Origin of the sequence: Paracoccus sp. S4493, assembly GCF_000967735.1 — a bacterium.
GTDB classification, from domain to species: domain Bacteria; phylum Pseudomonadota; class Alphaproteobacteria; order Rhodobacterales; family Rhodobacteraceae; genus Paracoccus; species Paracoccus marcusii.
This window is the reverse complement of record NZ_JXYF01000122.1, coordinates 1-523: the sequence shown is the minus strand read 5'-3', so window position 1 is coordinate 523 and position 523 is coordinate 1. Positions and strand designations below refer to the sequence as shown.

1 protein-coding gene is annotated in these 523 nt (G+C 67.9%); it reads left to right on the top strand.

The features are described from left to right. Positions 1-500, top strand: a 500-nt coding sequence (locus tag TW83_RS21170) for a DUF6134 family protein (protein WP_045983473.1), incomplete at its 5' end; no start/stop codon positions are given. Positions 501-523 lie beyond the last annotated feature (23 nt).

Genomic DNA, 523 nt, shown 5'->3' with positions numbered 1-523 from the left:
TCGACGTGATCCGCAAGGACCGCGACATCGGCGACTATGTCGTAACTTTCCGCGGATCGGGCGACGACCTCACCGTGGACATCGCCACCGACGTCAAGGTCAAGGTCCCGGTGATCGGCGTCGCCGCCTATCGCTTTTCCCAGACCAGCACCGAGACCTGGCGTGGCGGCCAGCTGGCCGGCCTGGCCTCGCGCACGGATGACAACGGCACGCCGCATGACATCCGGGTCGGTGCGACCTCGCTGATCCCGGCCAGCCTGTGGAACGCCGACATGGTGCGGTCATCGGCGGTGCTGAACACCATCGACGGCAGCACCGACCCGATCAGCGTCAGCAACCTGGGCACAGAAAACGTGGCCACCGGGTCGGGCACGGTCGCCGCCACGCATTACGCGCTGCGCGGCGGGCTGAACCGCGACCTGTGGTATGCGGATGCGACGCTGGTCCATGTCCGATTTGCGGCCGAGGACGGATCGCAGGTCGACTACGTCCTGCGCTAGCCCCTGCCCCCGGCCCGCCATGC